The organism is Pseudooceanicola aestuarii (genome assembly GCF_010614805.1).
Taxonomy (GTDB): Bacteria; Pseudomonadota; Alphaproteobacteria; order Rhodobacterales; family Rhodobacteraceae; genus Pseudooceanicola; species Pseudooceanicola aestuarii.
The window spans coordinates 686,081-701,214 of record NZ_JAAFZC010000001.1 but is presented as its reverse complement, the minus strand read 5'-3'; the positions used below and the strand labels follow the sequence as shown (position 1 = coordinate 701,214).

The following is a 15,134-nucleotide window of genomic DNA, read 5'->3' as shown; positions in this document are numbered from 1 at the left end:
AATCTGCGCGCTCAGCGTTCCTTTACATAAGGCTGGCCACCGGCGCGGGGGGGAATGGCGCGACCGACGAACCCGGCCAGAATGACGATGGTCAGGATATAGGGCAGGGCGTCCATGAATTGCACCGGGATCACGAAATCACCGATGTCGATGTTCTGATACCGCACCGCAACCGCCTGAAGCAGCCCGAACAACATGGTGGAGGCCAGCGCATACCAGGGCCGCCATTTGGCAAAGATCAGCGCCGCCAGCGCGATGTAGCCCCGGCCGGCTGTCATGTCCTTGACGAACCCGGCTTGCAAGGCAGTGGCCAGGTAGGCGCCCGCGATCCCGCACAGCAGCCCGCAGATCGCGACGGCGGCAAAGCGCAGCCCGACGACAGAGACCCCGGCAGTGTCCACGGCGGCCGGGTTTTCGCCCACGGCGCGCAGGCGCAGGCCGAACCGGGTGCGGTAGAGGATCCACCAGGTCAGCGGCACCGCCAGGAAGGCGACATAGACCAGCACCGTATGGCCCGAGATCAGATCATGGTAGAGCGGCCCGAGGACGGGCACGTCGCGCAGCGTGTCGGCCAGCGGCAGGGTGATCGGCGGGAACCGCGCATCGCCCAGCGGCGGGGTGCGGCCCCCCTGCGCGAACCAGTCTTCCGCCACCAGGACCGTGGCGCCGGCGGCCAGGAAGTTGATCGCCACCCCGGAAATCAGTTGGTTCCCGCGAAAGGTGATGGAGGCCAGCCCATGGATTGCCGACAGCACCATGGACGCCGCGATCCCGGCCAGCAGGCCCAGCATCACGCTGCCCGACAGCACCGCCACCGCAGCGGAGAAGAAGGCCGCGGCGAGCATCTTGCCCTCCAGCCCGATGTCAAAAATCCCGGCGCGTTCGGAGAACAGACCGGCAAGGCAGGCCAGCAGCAGTGGCGTGCCCAACCGGACGGTGGAATCGAGGATTTGCAGGATCGTCTGGAAGTCCATGGATCAGACCTTTGTAGTGGCCAGCTTGACCGCGAAGAAGGTGAAGAACACGCCCAGTGTCGCCTCCACGCCCCGACGGGCGCGGGCGTAAAGGGCGCGGAACGGTGCAGAAGACAGCAGCAGCGCCCATAGCGCATGCCCGCCGAAGGAGATGCAGAAGGCCCCGGCCACGAACAGCGCGATCATTGGCGCCGGGGCATCTCCGACACCGCCGACGGCGGCAACGGCGATCCAGAACAGGATCGCCTTGGGGTTGGTCATCTGCATGGCGAAGCCCAGCCCGATATCGCCCGCGCGTCCTGTGGCGGGGGCGGCGACATCGGCCAGCCGGGGCGGGTGCGCGGCCTTGCGGAAGGATTGCCAGGCCAGCCACAGCAGATAGGCGGCGCCGGCGATCTTGATCGCGATCATGGCGATGCGCGCCTCTGCCAGCAGGGTGGCCAGCCCGACCGCCGTGGCCAGTGCCAGCAGCACCGCCGCCGCGCCGATCCCCAGACACAGGCCCAGGGCGGGGGCCCGGCCACGGGCCGTGGCCACGCCCAGAATCAGCATCACCCCCGGTCCGGGGGAGGCGACTCCGGCGGCCTGCACCGACCAGGCCAGAAGAAGTTGCGGCAGGTGCTCGGCCAGCATCAGGCGTCCTTCCGGCGCAGGGCCATGAACAGTTTTTCCAGCGGGATGCGCACCATGTTGTCCAGCGCCCCGGTGAACAGGATCACCAGCGCCTGGATCACCACGATCAACTCTCGCGGGATGTTGGTCCACAAGGCCAGTTCGGCGCCGCCCTGATACAGGAACCCGAAGAGGATCGCGGCCAGCAGCACGCCGAACGGATGGTTGCGCCCCATCAGCGCCACCGCGATCCCGATAAAGCCCGCGCCTTCGGTGGAGTTCAGGATCAGGCGTTCGGCCTCCCCCTGGGTGGTGTTCACGGCCATCATGCCCGCCAGCGCCCCGGAAATCAGCATGGAAACGATGATGATGCGCGACGGCGAGATCCCGGAATAGCGCGCGCCGGATTCCGAATGCCCCTGGGCGCGGATCTCGTAGCCCAGCGGTGTGCGCCAGATCAGCAGCCAGACCAGCACGCAGGCCAGCAATGCCAGGAAGAAGGTGACATTGGCCGGTGCGCCCCGGAACAGGATCGTCTCGCCAAAGGAGAACATGTCGCGGAACGTCGGCAGATGCGTCGGTTCGGGGAATTTTGCCGTCGCCGGGTCCATCGCGCCCACCGGGCGCAGCAGGTTCACCAGGATGTAGTTCAGGAAAGCGGCGGCGATGAAGTTGAACATGATCGTGGTGATCACGATATGGCTGCCGCGTTTGGCTTGCAGATAGGCCGGGATCAGCGCCCAGAGCGCACCAAACACAGCCGCCCCGACCGAGGCGCCCAGGATCGCCAGCGACCAATGCGGCCAGGGGATGTAGAGACACATCAGCGCCACGCCCAGCCCGCCCAGCGTCGCCTGCCCCTCGCCGCCGATGTTGAACATCCGGGCGTGAAAGGCCACCGCGACCGCCAGGCCGGTGAACATGAAATTGGTCGCGTAATACAGCGTATAGCCCCACCCGGCGGACCGCATCAGCGCACCGTCGATCATCAGGGTATAGGCCTCCACCGGGTTTTCCCCGATGGCCAGAATGGCCAGGGTGGACAGGATCGCGGCCAGCAGCAGGGAAATCAGCGGGATCAGGACCACGTCGGCCCAGGCGGGCATTCTATCCATTCTGCGGTGTCTCCCCGTGTTCCACCGCGGTCAGGTTTTCCTCGACCGCCTTCCAGTCTTCCTTGCCCGGATCGCCCTCGATCCCGGCCATCAGCAGGCCCAGTTCGCGCTCGTCCGTCTGGGCGGGGTCGCGCAGGCCCATGATCTTGCCGTCGAACATCACCGCGATGCGGTCGGACAGGGACATGATCTCGTCCAGTTCGACAGAGACCAGCAGGATCGCCTTGCCGGCGTCGCGCAGACGGATGATCTCCTGGTGAATGAACTCGATCGCGCCGATATCGACGCCGCGCGTCGGCTGGCCGATCAGCAGCAGGTCGGGGTTCCGCTCGATCTCCCGGGCCAGAACGATCTTCTGCTGGTTCCCCCCCGAGAAATTCTTGGCGGACAGGTTGGGATCGGGCGGGCGCACGTCATAACGTTCCATCATCCCCGCCGCCTCTTCCTGGATGGCGGCGTTGTTCATCAGCGGGCCGGATTGCCAACGCGGATCGCGGTGATAGCCGAAGACACTGTTTTCCCAAGCCGCGTATTCCATGATCAGCCCTTCGCGCTGCCGATCCTCGGGGACGTGGGCGATGCCGCGCGCGCGGCGGGACCGGCCGTCGGAATGGCGGCCCGTCAGATCGATGGCCTGGCCGTTCATGGTGATGGTGCCGGTGGCGCTGGTGACGCCGCCCAGCACCTGCATCAGTTCGGACTGGCCATTGCCGGCCACCCCCGCGATGCCCAGGATCTGCCCGGCCCGCAGGTCGAAGCTGATGCCTTTGACCCGCTCCACGCCCTTGTCGTCGACGACGCGCAGATCCTCGACCGACAGGACCGTCTCTTTTGGTTCGGCGGGCTTCTTGTCCACGCGCAGCAGCACCTTGCGGCCCACCATCAGCTCCGCGAGATGTTCGGGGCTGGTCTCCGACGTCTTGACCGTGGCGGTCATCTCGCCCCGGCGCATCACGCTGACAGTGTCGGTGATCTCCATGATTTCCCGCAGCTTGTGGGTGATCAGGATGATCGTCTTCCCCTCGCGCCGCAGGTTGTCGAGGATGCGGAACAGGTGGTCCGCCTCCGCCGGGGTCAGCACGCCGGTCGGCTCGTCCAGAATCAGGATGTCGGCCTCGCGGTACAGCGCCTTCAGAATCTCGACCCGCTGCTGATGACCGACCGACAGGTGTTCGATCAGCGCGTCGGGATCGACGTTCAGTTCATATTCCGCCGCAAGGCTTTTCAGGCTCTTGCGGGCCTTCGAGATGGAGGGACGCAGCAAGGCGCCGTCTTCGGCGCCCAGGATCACATTCTCCACCACGGAAAAATTCTCGACCAGCTTGAAGTGCTGGAACACCATGCCGATGCCCGCCGCGATGGCGGCCTGGCTGTCGGGGATGTCGGTCTTGCGCCCGTTGATGAAGATCTCTCCCCGGTCGGCCTTGTAAAAGCCGTAGAGGATCGACATCAACGTCGACTTGCCCGCGCCATTCTCGCCGATGATCCCGTGGATCGTGCCGGGCATGACGCGGATCGCGATGTCCTTGTTCGCCTGAACCGGACCGAAGGCCTTGGAAATGCCCTTCAGCTCGATGGCGGGAGGAACGGCGGAGGCAGCCGTTTCCGGCTGCCCCTGTGTTGCGCTGCTGTCCATCGGGATTATTCGACGGGGCAGGTATTGTCGGAGGTGTAATCATGCACCTCGATCTCGCCGGCGGCGATCTTGGCCTTGGCCTCGTCCACCTGTGCGGTCATTTCGTCGCTCACCAGGTCGGCGTTGTGCTCGTCCATGGCGTAGTCGATGCCGCCGTTGCCGACGCCCATCACGTTGATGCCCACTTCCAGCTCGGTGCCGGCGGTCATCGCGTCATAGACGGCATTGTCCACCCGCTTCAGCATGGAGGTCAGGACCTTGCCGGGGTGCAGGTGGTTCTGGTTGCTGTCCACGCCGACGGACAGGATGTCCTCGTCCGCTGCGGTTTGCAGAACGCCGACACCGGTGCCACCGGCCGCCGCATAAATCACGTCCGCCCCGTCGGAGATCTGGGCCTTCGCCAGTTCGGAGCCCTTCACCGGGTCGTTCCATGCGGCGGGGGTGGTGCCGGTCATGTTCTGGATCACGGTCGCGTCGGGGTTCACCGCCTTCACGCCCTGCACATAGCCACAGGCGAACTTGCGGATCAGGGGGATGTCCATCCCGCCGATAAAGCCGACGGTGTCGGTCTCGGAGGCCAGCGCCGCCATCATGCCGACCAGGTAGGAGCCTTCGTGCTCGTTGAACACGACAGAGCGCACATTGGGCTCATCCACCACCATGTCGATGATCGCGAACTTGGTGTCGGGGTAATCGGGGGCGACTTCACCCAGCACGTTGCCGAAGGCAAAGCCGGTCATGACCACCGGGTTGGAGCCGGCTTCGGCGAACCGGCGCAGAGCCTGCTCCCGCTGCGCTTCGGAGGAGAGTTCGATCTCACGGAAAGACCCGCCGGTTTCGTCGGCCCAGCGTTTCGCGCCGTTGAACGCGGCCTCGTTGAAGGATTTGTCGAACTTGCCGCCCAGGTCGAAGATCAGGGCAGGTTCGGCCATCGCGGCGCCGGCGGTCAGGGCAAGCCCGGCGGCGGCGCTCAGGAATTTGGTCATCAGGGTCATCAGGGTCTCCCAGTTGATGCGGGTCTTGTCGGGCGCGTCGGCCCGGCCCGTCTCACAATCGGATCAGGTTGATCACCGTGGATTTAGGACTGACCGCCCTTGGAGGGTCAATAGCAAACTGGGCGACGCAGGGGGAAGGAGGCGCGATTTCGCGCCACGTCACGCCAGGGAAATGCCCATGATTTCAGCGTCCACGCGGCTGCCGTCGGGGGTGCGGTAATATTGCCTCCGACGTCCCGTCACCTGCCAGCCGCAGGCCAGGTAAAGCGTCCGGGCCGCTGAATTTTCCGCGGAGACCTCCAGAAAGGCCGCCGTGGCGCCGCGCGTGCGGGCCTGTTCCGCGAAATCCGCCACCAGCGCACGGCCCAGCCCCCGGCGCCGGGCCACGGGTGCCACGGCCAGGGTCAGCAATTCCGCCTCTCCGGCGATGACGCGGCCCAGCAGGAAGGCATCGGGCGCCTCCAGCAGGAAACAGGAGGCGTCGTTCAGGAAGCTGGCGATCTCGGCGGCCCGCCACGGGCGCGGGGTGGTAAAGGCGGCATGGTGCAGCGCGGCCAGCCGGTCCGCGCGGGCGTCAGCCGCCGTCACGCCACGATCCTGGGGGGCGCATCCCGTGGCGGCGCGGCATCGGCCGGCCTGACGTAGAGCGGCGCCGGCAATGGCGGCATCAGCCCGGCGCGCTGCCAGGTGCCCGCGATCGCCACCAGCCGGGGGCCGATGTCGCGCAGTTGCGCGGGGCAGGGGGCCAGGTTCAGCAGGGCGGCCGTCTCGGCGGCGCGGTGGCCGATGGCGCGCCCGGCAGTTCCCGCGGCGATCAGGTCGGCATCGGGGGCGGCGGGATCGACCAGGCGCGGCGCGCCCGCGCCTTCGGCGGAATAGACCGCCGCATAGGCCAGTTCGCGCGGCGCGGGCAGAGTGATCAGTTCCACCCCGTCGGCGGGTAGGGCAGCGGTGCCGCGCATCAGGTCAAATCCGCTGACCCCGTGCACCGGCAGGTCCAGCGCCAGCGCCAGCCCCCGCGCGGCCGAGACGCCGATACGGATGCCGGTGAAATTGCCCGGCCCGACGCCCACCGCCAGCGCGCTCAGGTCGGACCAGCCGATATCGGCCTCAGCCAGGCATTCATCAAGCAGCGGGATCAGGCGCTCCGCCTGGCCTCGGGTCATGTCCTCGTGACGCGTGGCGATCACCTCGGTGTCGCGGGCCAGCGCCACGGCGCACCATGGCCCGGAAGTGTCAAACCCGAGAATCATCATCGCCTCAGACGGCGACAGGGCGAACTTCGGTGACTTCGGGAATATAGTGCCGCAACAGGTTCTCGATCCCCATCTTCAGGGTCAGGGTCGAGGACGGGCAGCCCGCGCAGGCGCCCTGCATGTGCAGGTAGACGACGCCGCGATCAAACCCGTGAAAGGTGATGTCGCCGCCATCCTGCGCCACGGCGGGCCGCACGCGGGTGTCCAGCAGATCCTTGATCTGGTCGACGATCTCTCCGTCCTCGCCCTCATGCGCGGCATGTCCGGATGCGGCGGCAGCGTCGCCCGCCATCACCGGCTGGCCGGATTGGAAATGCTCCATGATCGCGCCCAGAACGCCGGGCTTCACATGGTCCCAATCGGTGCCTTCGGCCTTGGTCACGGTGACGAAATCGGTGCCGAAGAACACGCCGGTCACGTCGGTCACGCCAAAGATCCGGGCCGCCAGCGGTGACTTGTCCGAGGCCTCCGCCGTGGGGAAATCCGCAGTACCCGCGTCCAGAACAGTCTGGCCGGGCAGGAACTTCAGGGTGGCGGGGTTCGGGGTGGATTCGGTCTGAATGAACATCTGTGATGCGCCTTTCTGCCAGTGGCCCCCTATGTGCGGCTTTGCGGCGCCGAAGTCAAGATTTGGAACCGTTCTAAATTGTTGCCCGGAGGCCTGCGCCCATCCCCTTTGCCCGCGTCGCGCCGGGCGGTATTGCGCGGGCGACAGGCTGATCAGAGCGTTGCGGGAGCGGTGCCCGCGCAAGGGTGGCGCACGGGTGGCGGGCACCCGTCACGCGGGTTGCAGCAGATCCCAGCGGTTGCCGAACGGGTCGCGAAACACGGCGACAGAGCCATAAGCCTCGTGCCGGGGGGCTTCCTCGAACTCGACGCCGGCGGCGGTCATGCGGGCGTGGTCGCCGGCGAAATCGTCAGTGTGCAGGAACAGGAAGACCCGGCCACCGGCCTGGGCGCCCACCACCTGCTCTTGTGCCGGGCCCACGGCGCGGGCCAGCAGCAGGCGGGTCTGCGCCGCACCCGGCGGCGCGACCATGACCCAGCGTTTGCCGCCGCCCTGGTCCTCGTCCGCGATCAGGGTGAATCCCAGCTTGCCGACGTAGAAGGCAAGCGCCGCGTCGTAATCGGGTACCACCAATGCCACGGCGTGAAGATGCTGGCTCATGTGATCGCCTCCAGCCGGTCCTTGGACAGGTCGCCGGGCACGATGGTCACCGGCACCGGCAGGCTGCCGGAACTGCGCGAGAGCTGGGTCACCAGCGGCCCCGGCCCGGTCTTTTCCGTGCCCGCGCCGAGCACCAGAACGCCAATTTCGCCGTCCTCGCGGATATGGGCCAGGATCTCGGGCATCGGTTCGCCTTCGCGGATGACCAGTTCGGGATCGACCCCTTGGCGGTCGCGCATCCATTTGGCGAAAACCTCGAAATGCGCCTCGATCCGCTCGCGCGCCTCTTCGCGCATGATGTCGCCGACGCCGATCCAGTGGGAAAATTCCTCGGGCGGGATCACCGACAGGATCGCCACACCGCCGCCGGTCCGGGCGGCGCGCATCGCGGCGAACCGCATCGCGTTCAGGCATTCGCGGCTGTCGTCCAGCACGACCAGGAACTTTCTCATGGTATCGTCACTCCCCTGTGGGCGCATGATGGCGCAAGGGGTTCGGGGCGTCCATGGCCAATTGACGGGCCGTCCGCGACGCTTTGTGCGTTGACCGGGCGGGGTTTGCCGCGCTATGGCCCCGCCTGCGCGGAGGGCCGGATGGCCGCGTGATCCCCTCTCCGGGGGTCGCGAGGAAAGTCCGGACTCCACAAGGCAAGGGTGCCGGGTAACGCCCGGCGGGGGCAACCCCAGGGAAAGCGCCACAGAGAACAGACCGCCTCTCGGCCCCACGGTTCGCCACGGGATCCGCCGCAGGGGTAAGGGTGAAACGGTGCGGTAAGAGCGCACCGGGGGGCCGGCAACGGACCCCGCATGGCAAGCCCCACCCGGAGCAATGCCGAATAGGGACTTCGCGCGGGCCGGTCGCGTCAGCGATACCGCCGCAGGGCCGCCTTGGCCCGGAAGTCCGGGTTGGCAGCTAGACGCCCGCGGGCAATCGCGGGCCCAGATGAATGGTCATCGAACCGGTCCCGGCAACGGGCTGGGGAACAAAATCCGGCTTACAGGCCCTCCGCGCATTTCGACATCCTTTTTCATCGGTCGGGACTGGCCCCGGCCCGAAGGCACGGTGCGCCACCCGCGCAGTGGTTCCGCAACAACTTCTCACATTCCCGTGACTGGCCGGAACCCGCCGCGCTGCATCGCGGCGTTGGGCTGGATTCCGCCACGCGGATATCAGGGTGCAGGAACCGGTGCGGGGGTGGCTGGTTGGCTCTCCGACACGCAGCGCCGAGGATGATGGCTTCGGGCTGATGCAATCGTAGAGGAGACTGTCATGAACTTGTTCCAGACCACCAGCCGTGCCGCCCTCGTGGCCCTGATCGCCGCAGCCCCCCTGGCCGCCCATGCCCAGGACGCGACCCAGACCGATCCCCAAGCGGAGGAGACCCTGCCGCAACAGACCGAAGGCACCGAGACCGGCGGCGCCTCGGGTGATTTCCCGACGGAGCAGGCCCAGACCGCACCGGGCGACCAGACCGGCGCCACGGACGAGGCGGGTTCCGACATGGCCGCCGACGACGCCACCACCGAAGACGCGGATGTCGCGGCCGATGCCGATGCGGAAGTGACCGATGACGGCGCCGATGCGACCGCGACAGCCGATGCCGAATCCACCGCGCCGGCGGCTGACACCGGGACTGATATGGGCGCCGACACGGGCATGGCCGCCGACAGCGGCCTGACCGATCCTGCCGCCGATCCCGCCGCCGAGGGTACCGACATGGCCGCGACCGAGGAACCGGCCAAGCCGGTCGAAGGTCAGATCACCATGCAGGACGCGGACACCATGCTGGTCAACGACCTGCTGGGCGCCTCGGTCTACAATGGCCAGGACGAGAACGTCGGCGACATCAACGATCTGATCGTTGGTCTTGATGGCAGTGTCGAGGGCGTCGTGATCGGCGTCGGCGGCTTCCTGGGCCTGGGGGAAAAGAACGTCGCCGTGCAGATGTCCAGCCTGAGCGTGGTTGACGCCGAAAGCGGTGCCCCCCGCCTGATGACCAGCGCGACGGAGGCCGATCTTGAGGCCGCGCCGGAATTCGTCACCGCCGAGGAGCAGCGCGACGCCGCCGAACAGCAGCGCCTGCAAAACGACACCGGCATGGACAACGGCATGACGGGCACCACCGCTCCGGTGGAATGACCGTCGCGGGGCAGCTTGGCCGCACGAGTCGCAAGGTGCACAACTTGTCCCGATGGGGGCGGTCTTCGGGCCGCCCCCCGTTTTTATGCCGGCTCCGGTCGCCGCTGTACCGGTTCCGCGCCGATGCCGCGCTTTTCCGCCCGAAAACGGCAAGACCCGGTTGACTCCCCGTCGATTGCCGGTAAAAGGCGGGCTTCATGAGATTTCGCGGGCGGCCCTCGGGGTGCGCCTTGCCGTAGGAGACCGACAATGGCGAAGCCGACCACCATCAAGATCCGCTTGAACTCGACCGCGGGCACGGGCCATTTCTACGTGACCAAGAAGAACGCACGTACCATGACCGAAAAGATGGTTGTACGAAAGTACGACCCGGTGGTGCGCAAGCATGTCGAGTACAAGGAAGGCAAGATCAAGTAAGATCAACCCCCTTGAAGATGTTGCAAAGCCGCGCCGCAGAGCGCGGCTTTCTTCGTTTACGGGCCGCGCCTGCTTCCTCCCTTCCGAAGCAAGGAGCCCGAGATGTCCGCCCCCGTCCTGCCCCCGCCCGATTGCGCCCCGTCTTCTGCCGGTCCGCACCCTGCCGTGCCGCGCAAGGTCGCCCCGCCTGCGCCCGGCGGTACGCTCTCCGCGCCGGGTTCCCTGCCTGATGACCTTCTGATCCGCCCCGCCCTGCCCGCCGATACAGAGGCTGTCAGCCGGATGCTGGCGCGGTCCTATCGGGCGCTTCTGGCCCCCGATTACGCCCCCGCCCTGCTGCGCGAGGCGCTGCCCCTGATCTCGCAGGCCCGCCCCAGCCTGCTGAGCTGCGGCACCTATTTCGTGGCCGAATCCGATGATCGCATCCTAGCCGCCGGGGGCTGGACGGATTTCTCCCCCCATGGTTCGCCGGGCCGGACCGGAGAGGGGCACCTGCGCCATGTCGCCACTGATCCGATGTTGGTGCGCGCGGGCCTGGGGCGGCGCATCCTGACCCGGATCCTGAGTTCGGCCCGCGCGGCGGGGGTGCGGCGTTTGCATTGCCAGGCAACGCTGACGGCGGTGCCGTTCTACGCTGCTCTAGGTTTTGAGCGGGTGGCGCGGATCGACGTGCGCCTGCCCACCGGCGTGTTGTTTCCCGCCGTGCAGATGCGCCGGCTGGAGTGACGCCGCGCGCCCGGCGGGCATCCACAAGGCGCGGATGCAAAAGGGGCCGATCCTTTCGGATCGGCCCCGCGTCTGTCTGGTTCAGCCTCGGGCGGCTGCGATCACTCGCGATTGCCCAGGAGTTGCAGCAGGAACATGAACAGGTTGATGAAGTCCATGTAGAGGTTCAGCGCGCCCATGATCGCGGCTTTGCCCAGCCATTCGCTGTCCGCGTGACGGGCGTGTTCGATGTAGGTCGTCTTGATCTTCTGGGTGTCGTAGGCGGTGAGCCCGGCAAAGATCAGCACACCGATCAGCGTGATCGCGAATTGCAGCGCGGGGGAGCCGAGAAAGATGTTGATGATCGACGCCACGACCAGGCCGATCACGCCCATGATCAGGAACGACCCCCAGGCGGAAATGTCCTTCTTGGTGGTGTAGCCCCACAGCGAAAGCCCGGCAAAGGAGATCGCGGTCACCAGGAACACCTGCGCGATGGAGAAGCCGGTAAAGGCGACGAAGATCCAGCTGAGCGACAGGCCCATCACGGCGGCAAAGACATAGAAGAACGTCTGTGCCCCGGCCGCGGACAGTCGGTTGATCATCGCGCCGAAGGCAAAGACCATGATCAGCGGGGCGAACATCACGATCCAGCCCAGGATGTTCGGCTGCAACGTCGCGGGATCGCGGAACACGCTCAGCAGTTGCGGTGAAGTCCCCACCGCCCAGGCGACCGCGAAGGTCAGCAACATGCCCACGGACATGGTGCCGTAGACCTTGTTCATGTGGGCGCGAAGGCCCGCGTCGATCGCTGCGGTCCGAGACCCGGCCGCCGTGCGCATGGTGTTGTAGTCAGCCATTCAAGCCTCCGATGGTAAGAACGTTCTCCTGCTTGGAGAATTCGCTACCAATATCGTGCGCGAGGGGCGGTATTTCAAGAATGATACCGCCCCTTCGGACCTGATATTTTCCGGACAGGTCAGGCTGAAGACCGATCAACGGATCGGGTTGTCCCAAAGCGGGCGACCGGCTTCGCGCAGGGCCTGTTCACGGGTCACGCCGATATCGGCCAGCATCTTGTCGTCAAGGCGGGCCAGGCTCTGGCGTTCGCGGTACAGCGACAGCATGGAAAAGACGCGTCCGACCAGGCCACGGAAGGCCGGGGTGGAGGAGGAGATGGAGCCGAGAGTGCGGGTCGTCATGGGGTTAGCCTTTCGTAAATGTCATGTGACAACGCTGGGTGATGATTTCTGTTGATGTATATGGTCCGGTGTGTTCAATTTGTGAAATGAATGTTTCTGAGCCGCAGCATCACAGGGATTGATGATATGAGAAACCTCGACATGACCGCCCTGCGCAGCTTTGTCGCCGTCGCCGACCACGGCGGCGTGACCAAGGCCGCAGGGATGCTGAACTTCACCCAGTCGGCTGTCTCCATGCAGTTGAAACGGCTGGAGGAAATGCTGGGCCTGTCGCTGTTCGACCGCACGGGTCGGCGGATCGCGCTTACCCCTTCGGGGGAGCAGTTGCTGGGCTATGCCCGCCGCATGGTGGAAATGAATGACGAGGCGATGACCCGCCTGACCTGCGATACATTCGAAGGAGAGGTCGTGCTGGGCGTCCCTCATGACATCGTCTACCCGGTGTTGCCGCGAATCCTCGCCCGCTTCAACGCCGAGTTTCCCCGGCTGAAGGTGCACTTGCTGTCGTCCTACACGCGGAAGCTGAAATCGGAACTCGACCAGGGCCGCGCCGACATCATCCTGACGACGGAGCCCGAGGTGATGCCCGGCGGGGAGATCCTGGACGAACGTCCGCTGCGCTGGATCGGTGCGCCGGGCGGCCAGGCCTGGCGGCAGCGCCCGCTGCGCTTCGCCTCCGGCGCCTCCTGCCTGTTCCGTCCGCAATCGCTGCGGGCGCTCGACCGCGCCGGAATCGACTGGGAGCTGGCCGTCGACACCGAATCCGACCGCACGGTCGAGGCGACGATCAGCGCCGACCTCGCCGTCGGCACGATGATCGAGGACACGCAGCCCGCCCATCTGGCGATGATCGTGCATGACGGAGATCTGCCCGAGCTGGGGACGCAGAAGATCTGCATGTACACGCTCGATCGCGGGCGGGGCGGTGTGCAGGACCGGCTGGTCGCCCTGTTGCGTCAGGGCTACACCGCCAATCGCGATATCCGCCCGCCCATCGTCGCCGACAGCCCGCGGCTGTCCGCCGTTTCCTGAGCTGCGCGACCGCGCGGGGCCGGGCGCCACGCGGGGCCCCCTTCGGGCCGAAATACCGCGGGGGTGAATTGAGCCAACGGCTCAAGAGGGGGCAGCGCCCCCTTTGCCACGTCTGCCACGTCCCGAACCGTGGCTGCCCCCTGTCCTGGGACAGCTGACCTGCCGTGTGACCTGGCCGTCGCGATCCTCGTCACCTTCGTCGCCCATCGTGATCACCACCTTCCCGGTGGATGCCCGGCGACGCAGCAGGTCCAGCCCGTCTTCGACCCGTTCCAGCGGCAGGACGTTGCTGACATGGGGTGTGATCTTCCCCTCCTGGTGCCAGCGCATCAGCTGCGCCAGGCTGTCGGTCACGACTTCGGGGCGAAACGACATGTAGCCGCCCCAGTAGAACCCCAGCAGGTCGATGTTCTTCACCAGCATGTGGTTCGGTTTCACCCTCGGGATATCGCCGGAGGCAAAGCCGATCACCAGGATTCGCGCCTCCGGGCGGCAGGCGCGGAACGCGGCCTCGAACTGGGCGCCGCCCACCGGGTCATAGACCACGTCGGCCCCGCCTAATGCCTTGACCGTTGCGCGAATGTCATCCGTTTCCGCGTCGATCAGGTGATCGGCCCCGGCGCGCCGGGCGATTTCCAGCTTCGCCGGGCCCCGCGCGCAGGCGATGACGCGGGCACCCATCAGCTTGCCGATCTCCACCGCCGTCAGGCCGACGCCGCCCGCCGCGCCCAACACCAGCAGCGACTCCCCCGGTTGCAGCCGGGCCTTGTGTTCCAGCGCGACATGGCTGGTGCCATAGGCGATCTGCAACGCCGCCGCGTCGCGAAAGCTCATGCCGTCGGGCAGGGCGACCACCCGGTCGGTTGCGAAGGTGCCATACTCGGCCAACCCGCCCGATCCGCCGTAGACCGCCACACGTTGGCCGGGTGTGAAACCACTGCCCGCAGGCGCGTGATCGACGATGCCGGCGACTTCCAGCCCGGGGGTAAAGGGCGGCTCAGGCGTCTCCTGATAGGTGCCTTTCAGCATCAGGAGATCGGCGAAGTTCAGGCCGCAGGCCCGGATCGACAGGCCGATCTGTCCCGGCTTGGCCACGGGTTTCGGCAAGTTTTCCAAAGCGTTGGTCCCCTGTGGGCCGTGGCAGCGATAGGCGCGCATCGGCATCTCCATATCTTTCGGGCTGTGGTCGCGAGGGTCGGGATAGCCCGGCCTGTTTCAACCTGTCAAATCCCGGTGTCCCGCGACGGCAGGGTGACGTGCACGTAAAGAACGTAAAGGCGGGTTTGCAAATGTTACGCATCCCAGAATTGTGCAAGGAGGGTAGTGTTCTTCTCTACAGGGAGTTATCAGAGGTGCTAATTTCTCATTAGAAATAATTGATGTTACTCTTTTCCAGGTCGGTCAGCGTCATTTTGACCAGTGACTTGTTGCTCCCCGACGCGACGCACAGGGGGGTATTGGATCGAATGAAATGTTTAAGGAGCGCAAGATGACGCATCCCGTGGATAAACATGTAGGTCAGCGTATTCGGCACCGCCGATGGCTTGTCGGCATGACTCAGCAGCAGCTGGCCGAGAGGGTTGGTATAAAATTTCAACAAATTCAGAAATATGAGACAGGTGCCAACCGCGTCAGCGCCTCCCGCCTTTGGGATATCGCGGATGCGCTGGATGTCGAGGTCGCCTTCTTTTTCGAGGGTATCGACGAAGGCGGCAAGCGGGAGCACCTGGGCGTGCCCTCCGACCTGATGGGCGACAAGGAAGCGCTGGACCTGATTCGCTCCTACTACGCGATCCCGGAAAACCAGCGCCGCCATCTCTTCGAACTTGCACGGGTGCTGAGCGACGTCGCTTGATTCGCCCGTCCGCCCGAGGTAGCCGCAA

General features: G+C 66.1%; 18 protein-coding genes and 1 other RNA gene. 6 read left to right on the top strand and 13 right to left on the bottom strand.

What is annotated here, in order from left to right:
* Positions 1-11: 11 nt before the first annotated feature.
* From G5A46_RS03235 to G5A46_RS03190, 10 genes are all read right to left on the bottom strand, one after another.
* The gene (locus G5A46_RS03235) at positions 12-974 is read right to left on the bottom strand and encodes an ABC transporter permease (RefSeq protein WP_163847273.1); all 963 of its coding nucleotides are present in this window, start codon (positions 972-974) and stop codon (positions 12-14) included.
* A 3-nt stretch (positions 975-977) separates the two neighbouring features.
* Positions 978-1,607 carry a LysE family translocator gene (locus G5A46_RS03230; protein WP_163847271.1) on the bottom strand — a complete coding sequence of 210 codons (630 nt, stop codon included), beginning with the start codon at positions 1,605-1,607 and terminating at the stop codon, positions 978-980.
* Positions 1,607-2,701, bottom strand: coding sequence for an ABC transporter permease (locus tag G5A46_RS03225; RefSeq protein ID WP_163847270.1), 1,095 nt, complete (start codon positions 2,699-2,701; stop codon positions 1,607-1,609). The genes G5A46_RS03230 and G5A46_RS03225 overlap by 1 nt, the downstream gene beginning before the upstream one ends.
* Positions 2,694-4,337: an ABC transporter ATP-binding protein gene (locus G5A46_RS03220; RefSeq protein WP_163847268.1), complete on the bottom strand. Its 1,644-nt coding sequence runs from the start codon at positions 4,335-4,337 to the stop codon at positions 2,694-2,696. The genes G5A46_RS03225 and G5A46_RS03220 overlap by 8 nt, the downstream gene beginning before the upstream one ends.
* A 5-nt stretch (positions 4,338-4,342) precedes the next feature.
* Positions 4,343-5,332, bottom strand: a complete 990-nt coding sequence (locus G5A46_RS03215; RefSeq protein WP_163847266.1) for a BMP family lipoprotein — start codon at positions 5,330-5,332, stop codon at positions 4,343-4,345.
* A 159-nt stretch (positions 5,333-5,491) separates the two neighbouring features.
* Complete coding sequence (locus tag G5A46_RS03210; protein WP_163847264.1) at positions 5,492-5,920, bottom strand: GNAT family N-acetyltransferase; 429 nt, start codon at positions 5,918-5,920, stop codon at positions 5,492-5,494.
* Positions 5,917-6,585: a tRNA (adenosine(37)-N6)-threonylcarbamoyltransferase complex dimerization subunit type 1 TsaB gene (tsaB, locus tag G5A46_RS03205; RefSeq protein ID WP_163847262.1), complete on the bottom strand. Its 669-nt coding sequence runs from the start codon at positions 6,583-6,585 to the stop codon at positions 5,917-5,919. The genes G5A46_RS03210 and tsaB overlap by 4 nt, the downstream gene beginning before the upstream one ends.
* 7 nt (positions 6,586-6,592) lie before the next feature.
* The gene (locus G5A46_RS03200) at positions 6,593-7,156 is read right to left on the bottom strand and encodes a NifU family protein (protein WP_163847260.1); all 564 of its coding nucleotides are present in this window, start codon (positions 7,154-7,156) and stop codon (positions 6,593-6,595) included.
* 210 nt (positions 7,157-7,366) lie between these two features.
* Positions 7,367-7,756, bottom strand: coding sequence for a VOC family protein (locus tag G5A46_RS03195; RefSeq protein ID WP_163847258.1), 390 nt, complete (start codon positions 7,754-7,756; stop codon positions 7,367-7,369).
* Positions 7,753-8,208: a universal stress protein gene (locus G5A46_RS03190; RefSeq protein ID WP_163847256.1), complete on the bottom strand. Its 456-nt coding sequence runs from the start codon at positions 8,206-8,208 to the stop codon at positions 7,753-7,755. Before G5A46_RS03190 ends, G5A46_RS03195 begins: the two co-directional genes overlap by 4 nt.
* Before the next feature lie 129 nt (positions 8,209-8,337).
* Between G5A46_RS03190 and rnpB the strand changes: the two genes are divergently transcribed.
* From rnpB to G5A46_RS03170, 4 genes are all read left to right on the top strand, one after another.
* Positions 8,338-8,769: RNase P RNA component class A (gene rnpB, locus G5A46_RS03185), an RNA gene on the top strand.
* Positions 8,770-9,025: 256 nt separating this feature from the next.
* Complete coding sequence (locus G5A46_RS03180) at positions 9,026-9,895, top strand: PRC-barrel domain-containing protein (RefSeq protein WP_163847254.1); 870 nt, start codon at positions 9,026-9,028, stop codon at positions 9,893-9,895.
* 249 nt (positions 9,896-10,144) lie between these two features.
* Positions 10,145-10,312 carry a 50S ribosomal protein L33 gene (gene rpmG, locus G5A46_RS03175; protein WP_007814563.1) on the top strand — a complete coding sequence of 56 codons (168 nt, stop codon included), beginning with the start codon at positions 10,145-10,147 and terminating at the stop codon, positions 10,310-10,312.
* 102 nt (positions 10,313-10,414) lie between these two features.
* Positions 10,415-11,038 (top strand): GNAT family N-acetyltransferase, encoded by a 624-nt coding sequence (locus tag G5A46_RS03170; protein WP_163847252.1) that lies wholly within the window; start codon positions 10,415-10,417, stop codon positions 11,036-11,038.
* Between the two features lie 101 nt (positions 11,039-11,139).
* Here G5A46_RS03170 and G5A46_RS03165 read toward each other — a convergent pair whose 3' ends face one another.
* Both G5A46_RS03165 and G5A46_RS03160 read right to left on the bottom strand, forming a co-directional pair.
* Positions 11,140-11,877, bottom strand: a complete 738-nt coding sequence (locus G5A46_RS03165; protein WP_163847250.1) for a Bax inhibitor-1/YccA family protein — start codon at positions 11,875-11,877, stop codon at positions 11,140-11,142.
* Positions 11,878-12,012: 135 nt separating this feature from the next.
* Positions 12,013-12,219, bottom strand: coding sequence for a DUF1127 domain-containing protein (locus tag G5A46_RS03160; protein ID WP_163847247.1), 207 nt, complete (start codon positions 12,217-12,219; stop codon positions 12,013-12,015).
* Positions 12,220-12,345: 126 nt separating this feature from the next.
* Between G5A46_RS03160 and G5A46_RS03155 the strand changes: the two genes are divergently transcribed.
* Positions 12,346-13,251 (top strand): LysR family transcriptional regulator, encoded by a 906-nt coding sequence (locus G5A46_RS03155; RefSeq protein WP_163847245.1) that lies wholly within the window; start codon positions 12,346-12,348, stop codon positions 13,249-13,251.
* Between the two features lie 81 nt (positions 13,252-13,332).
* Here G5A46_RS03155 and G5A46_RS03150 read toward each other — a convergent pair whose 3' ends face one another.
* The gene (locus G5A46_RS03150) at positions 13,333-14,409 is read right to left on the bottom strand and encodes an NADPH:quinone oxidoreductase family protein (RefSeq protein ID WP_163847243.1); all 1,077 of its coding nucleotides are present in this window, start codon (positions 14,407-14,409) and stop codon (positions 13,333-13,335) included.
* A 331-nt stretch (positions 14,410-14,740) separates the two neighbouring features.
* Between G5A46_RS03150 and G5A46_RS03145 the strand changes: the two genes are divergently transcribed.
* Positions 14,741-15,106, top strand: coding sequence for a helix-turn-helix domain-containing protein (locus G5A46_RS03145; RefSeq protein WP_163847241.1), 366 nt, complete (start codon positions 14,741-14,743; stop codon positions 15,104-15,106).
* The last annotated feature ends 28 nt before the right edge of the window (positions 15,107-15,134 follow it).